Below are 4,782 nucleotides of genomic sequence, written 5' to 3' on the forward strand. Positions count from 1 at the left end.
TCCAGAACATCCAGCTGGCGTTTGGTTTCCATCGCAAAGCGGTTGATCGGGTATTCCCATTTCTCTGGCGCATAAGCGTAGAAATGCCCGAACCCACCACCCAGATAAGGCGCGCTGCCCATCTGCCAGAAAAGCCAGTTCATCACTTCGGTGCGCTCGGGACCGGCTTCGGGCAGGAATGCACCGAATTTTTCGGCCAGATGTACAAGGATGGAGCCGCTTTCGAACACCCGCATCGGCGTTTCGCCCGATCGGTCCATCAGAGCGGGGATTTTCGAGTTCGGGTTGATCGCGACAAAATCTGAGCCGAACTGATCGCCGTCACCGATATTGATCAGCCATGCATCATATTCCGCGCCCGCGTGACCCAGGGCCAAAAGCTCTTCCAGCATGACCGTCACTTTCACCCCGTTTGGCGTTGCAAGCGAATACAACTGCAAGGGATGATTGCCGACGGGCAATTCCCTGTCATGGGTCGCCCCTGCGATGGGGCGGTTGATATTCGCGAAACGCCCTCCGCTTTCACTATCCCATGTCCAGACTTTTGGTGGGGTGTATGTGGTGGTGTCGCTCATCTTCTGCCTTTCGTCCCAGAGCCGAGCCGCGCCCGGCCCGACAAGAGTTAGTGTTGCAGAACAAGAACGCCAACCCCCGACGTGGCGGCTGTTCTGTAACAATTGCGGCAAGACTGCTCACGTTTGCTCGTCAATGGTCACAGCGGCGTTAACGGGTCTTCGCCGACGAAGGGAATTGCTTATTGTCTCTGCAGACAGCCACTCTGGCCCTGCAACCCGTCAAGACACGAGGACATGAAACATGAACAGATTTGCTCTGACCTTTGCTGCTGCAATGGCGTTGGCCGTGCCCGCCTTTGCCGGCCCGCAATATGTCGATGGGACCGGCTTCGCCGTGTCCGGATATGATGTGGTGGCCTACCGTGGGCTTGCTCAATCACCGATCGGACAGTCGCAGCCCGAAGGCGTGCGCGGACGGTCGGACATCACTGCGGAATACAACGGGGCGACCTGGGCTTTTGCGACCGAAGAAAACCGCGCGAAGTTCCTTGAAAACCCCGCGTTCTATGCGCCGCAATATGATGGGCATTGCGCCTATGGCGTGTCAAAGGGCGGCAAGGTTCCCGGCAACCCCAACCTTTGGCGGATCGTTGACGACAAGCTGTATCTGAACATCACCGATGTCGTGGTCGGTTTCTGGGAGGAAGACGTCCCGGGCAACATCAACCTTGCTGAGGGGAACTGGCCGGGGCTCGAGGGCAATGACGCTTCGACCAACGTGATCCCGAAATTCACGTCCGAAGGCCCGATCGCGAACTGACGTTACGCGCGTTGCAGGCCCGGCAGACCCGCCGGGCCTTTTTCAATTTTGGGTCTTCAACAAGCCTGCCAGAACTGTTCCCGAGTGGCCTGATCCGCCTCGAACCGGATCTTGACGCTGCGCGCGCCGGGAAACTTGCGTTCTCGAATGGTGTCGGGAACAACGACCTCGCCCGCTCCGCCATTCTTGGCCTGGAAGGACAGTATTTCGGTTTCGACCGTCCGAAAGCCGGCCAGAACGGATGTCGGCAGGGCAACGCGGTTTTCACCTTCGCAAACCGGCGTCGCAACGAAATAGGTCAGGTCGCGGCCATAGCATCCGATCGCCTCTGGTACATGGTCCGAATTGCGCGTCGATAGCGGGCAATCTTCCGCGCTGGTCTCGCCAAAGGATAGGGCGCGACTTGGATCGAGCAGCTTCAGGCAGGCGGAAATATCCTTCTCGTCCAGCTCGATGATACGCTTTCTGAGTTTTGGGCGTCGCGGTTGGGCCGGCCCGGCGCCTTTTCCTGCCAACCCGTTTTTGCGCAGATAGTCATAGGCCGACTTCGCCTGCGCAAACTGATTGCAGTCGCCGCCTGTATGGTCGGGATGTGCATGAAAGGCGATGTCACGCCACGCATTCCGGATGTCCGATGCGGTGGCGGTCTGATCAAGGCCCAAGACGTGCAGTGCTTCTACGCGAGCCTGAATTTTCTCGACTGGCTCCATACCAAAATCACTCGATAAAACAACTGGCTCCTATTGTCCGGAGCCTTGAGTTTCTGTCAAATTATCCTGTGAATTGGTGGGCTTGGCGAGGACAGTGCGCCGTTGCAGGGGGAATTGTTCGCACCTTGCAGCGGGCCGCAGGGGGCAATCCCCCTTTGGCCTGTGCAAATGCAAGGAACAGTCAGGCGACGTTTTGCAGATCGGCTTTGGGCGTGATCCCAAGGGCAAAACACACATCGCGGGTCAGTTCGGGGCGGTTCAGCGTATAAAAATGCAGCTTGTCCACGCCTTCATCGATCAGGTCCGAACACAGTTCGGTGCACAGCGCGGTGGCCAACAGGTCGTGCCGGTTGTCACGGATTGCTTTGTCAAAGGCCTGGTCGACCCAGTCCGGCACCTGGGCGCCACAGCGTTTGGCAAATTTCTTGGCACCGGCCCAGTTCTCGATTGGCAGGATGCCCGGCACGATCGGCTTGTCGATCCCGGCCTTGGCGCAGGCATCACGAAAGCGTAAAAACGTTTCGGCCTCGAAGAAGAATTGCGTCAAAGCCTCGTCTGCGCCGGCGTCCAACTTGGCTTTCAACCAGTCGATGTCAGCCTGTGCGTGTGGCGCTTCCGGGTGAATGTCGGGATAGGCACCGACGCGGATGGTGAAACTGCCGGTTTCCGCCAGTGCTGCGATCAATTCGACCGAGTGGGCGAACCCATCGGGATGCGGGACGAACCGTTCCTGCCCCTTGGGTGGGTCGCCGCGCAACGCAACGATGTCAGTGACGCCGGCCGCGGCAAAGCTGTCGGCTATGGCCAAGGTCTCGCCGCGTGAGGCGTCGACACATGTAAGATGGGCCGCGACTTTCAATCCCGAGGATTTGTGCAACGTCGCCACCGCATCGCGGGTCAATTCACGGGTGGTGCCCCCCGCTCCATATGTGACCGAGACAAAACGGGGTGCCAGTGGCGCCAGTGTCTGGACCGTATCCCACAGGCGAAACGACGCTTCGAGCGTCTGAGGCGGAAAGAATTCGAAGGAAATCTCGGGCTGGGTCATGGCAGTCTCGCAGGTTGTGTTGCGGCTCTTGTGCCATGGAGTTCTTTGTGAGACAAACTCATATTATTCAAGAACAACATGAGCTAATCGAAAGATGCATATCGAATTTCGACACCTGCGCACGATCAAAGCCATCCATGAATGTGGTGGGTTGGCCCGTGCGGCGGATCAACTGAACATCACGCAGTCGGCGCTCAGTCATCAGATCAAAGGGCTGGAGGATCAGGCCGGCGTCGAGCTGTTCCTGCGCCGGTCGAAACCGATGAAATTGTCGGCCGCTGGGCTGCGCCTTCTGCGTCTGGCCGAGCAGATTCTGCCGCAGGTCGAAGCGATGCAGGAGGAGTTTTCCTCGCTGCGCGACGGGCGCACGGGGCGGATGCACATCGCGATCGAATGCCACGCCTGTTTTGAATGGCTGTTCCCGGTGCTCGAGGCCTTCCGCAAGTCTTGGCCGGATGTGGATGTCGATATCCGGCCGGGTCTGGCCTTTGACGCGCTGCCCGCGCTGCAGAAGGAAGAGGTCGATCTGGTCGTCTCCTCGGACCCCGAAGACTTGCCGGGCGTCGAGTTCATCGAACTGTTCGACTACAATCCTGTCTTTGTCGCCGCCTCGACCCACCCTCTGGCCGGGAAAGCGTATATCGAGGCCGAGGATTTTCGCGGTCAAACGCTCATCACCTATCCGGTCGAACGCACGAGGCTTGATATCTTCAGCCAGCTTCTCATCCCGGCCCGCGTTGAGCCTGCTGCGATCCGGCAAGTCGAGTTGACCGCCGTGATCCTGCTGCTTGTGGCGTCAAACCGTGGAATATCCGTTCTGCCCGACTGGGTGGTGCGCGAGGTCAAGTACAACTCGGACTATGTGACCCGCCCGCTGACCAAGGATGGCATCACGCGTCGGCTGTATGCCGCGGTGCGTACCGAGGACATGGAAAAACCCTTTGTGCAGGAATTGGTCAAGCTGGCCAGCCTAGAGGCGCGCAAGCTGCAGCAGCAATAAGGTTTTGGCCACGCGGGAAACGGCATGCTGCTATGCGCATCATTCCTCTTGGCAAGGGGGCGTTGCGCCAGTATACGCGCGGTTTGACCGGACAGGAGCCTCGGAACTATGGTTGGCAGTGCAAATCTCAACATCATGATCAAGGCCGCGCGCAAAGCGGGCCGATCGCTGGTAAAAGACTTTCGCGAAGTCGAGAACCTGCAGGTGTCGATGAAGGGCGCGGGCGATTTCGTCTCGAAGGCCGACATTGCAGCCGAGAACATTCTGAAAGAAGAACTGCTGGGCGCGCGACCCACCTACGGTTGGCTGGCTGAAGAAGGTGGTGTGATCGAGGGCGAAGACCCGACCCGGCGTTGGATCGTTGACCCTCTGGACGGGACGACCAATTTCCTGCACGGCCTGCCACATTGGGCGGTTTCGATCGCACTTGAACACAAGGGCAAGATCGTCGCGGGCGTCATCTACGATCCCGCGAAGGACGAAATGTTCTTTGCCGAAAAGGGCGAGGGTGCCTGGATGAACGACATGCGTATCCGCGTGTCGAGCCGCAGCCGGATGATCGAATCGATCTTCTCGACCGGTTTGCCGTTTGGTGGCCGCTCGGACCTGCCGGCCACGTTGCAGGACCTGGCCCGTCTGATGCCCGCCTGCGCGGGTGTGCGCCGCTGGGGTGCAGCTGCGCTGGATAT

Annotated in this window: 6 protein-coding genes; 3 read left to right on the top strand and 3 right to left on the bottom strand. The window is 59.1% G+C overall.

Annotation, left to right across the window (positions count from 1 at the left end; all coding sequences use genetic code 11):
• Positions 1 to 575: glutathione-dependent disulfide-bond oxidoreductase (gene yghU / locus AC2FM5_RS19195; protein WP_496737540.1), on the bottom strand; the 575-nt coding region annotated here is incomplete at its 3' end.
• A 241-nt stretch (positions 576 to 816) separates the two neighbouring features.
• Here yghU and AC2FM5_RS19200 point away from each other — a divergent pair.
• Entirely contained in the window at positions 817 to 1,335 is a 519-nt protein-coding gene (locus AC2FM5_RS19200) for a YHS domain-containing (seleno)protein (RefSeq protein WP_170404740.1), read from the top strand.
• 56 nt (positions 1,336 to 1,391) lie between these two features.
• Here the strand turns inward: AC2FM5_RS19200 and AC2FM5_RS19205 are convergent, their stop codons facing one another.
• Complete coding sequence (locus tag AC2FM5_RS19205; protein WP_170365522.1) at positions 1,392 to 2,045, bottom strand: J domain-containing protein; 654 nt, start codon at positions 2,043 to 2,045, stop codon at positions 1,392 to 1,394.
• A gap of 181 nt (positions 2,046 to 2,226) precedes the next feature.
• Positions 2,227 to 3,093, bottom strand: a complete 867-nt coding sequence (metF, locus tag AC2FM5_RS19210; RefSeq protein ID WP_170436534.1) for a methylenetetrahydrofolate reductase [NAD(P)H] — start codon at positions 3,091 to 3,093, stop codon at positions 2,227 to 2,229.
• Between the two features lie 94 nt (positions 3,094 to 3,187).
• On the opposite strand from metF, the gene AC2FM5_RS19215 reads away from it, so the two are divergent.
• Positions 3,188 to 4,093 (top strand): LysR family transcriptional regulator, encoded by a 906-nt coding sequence (locus AC2FM5_RS19215; RefSeq protein ID WP_170434488.1) that lies wholly within the window; start codon positions 3,188 to 3,190, stop codon positions 4,091 to 4,093.
• A gap of 108 nt (positions 4,094 to 4,201) precedes the next feature.
• A partial coding sequence (locus tag AC2FM5_RS19220; protein WP_496737544.1) for an inositol monophosphatase family protein occupies positions 4,202 to 4,782 on the top strand: 581 nt, incomplete at its 3' end.

The organism is Ruegeria sp. BHSA162 (assembly GCF_059613385.1).

Bases quoted from the DNA above. Each gene is read 5' to 3' on its own strand.
- AC2FM5_RS19200 (WP_170404740.1), top strand. From the start codon at position 817: ATGAACAGATTTGCTCTGACCTTTGCTGCTGCAATGGCGTTGGCCGTG.
- AC2FM5_RS19205 (WP_170365522.1), bottom strand. From the start codon at position 2,045: ATGGAGCCAGTCGAGAAAATTCAGGCTCGCGTAGAAGCACTGCACGTC.
- metF (WP_170436534.1), bottom strand. From the start codon at position 3,093: ATGACCCAGCCCGAGATTTCCTTCGAATTCTTTCCGCCTCAGACGCTC.
- AC2FM5_RS19215 (WP_170434488.1), top strand. From the start codon at position 3,188: ATGCATATCGAATTTCGACACCTGCGCACGATCAAAGCCATCCATGAA.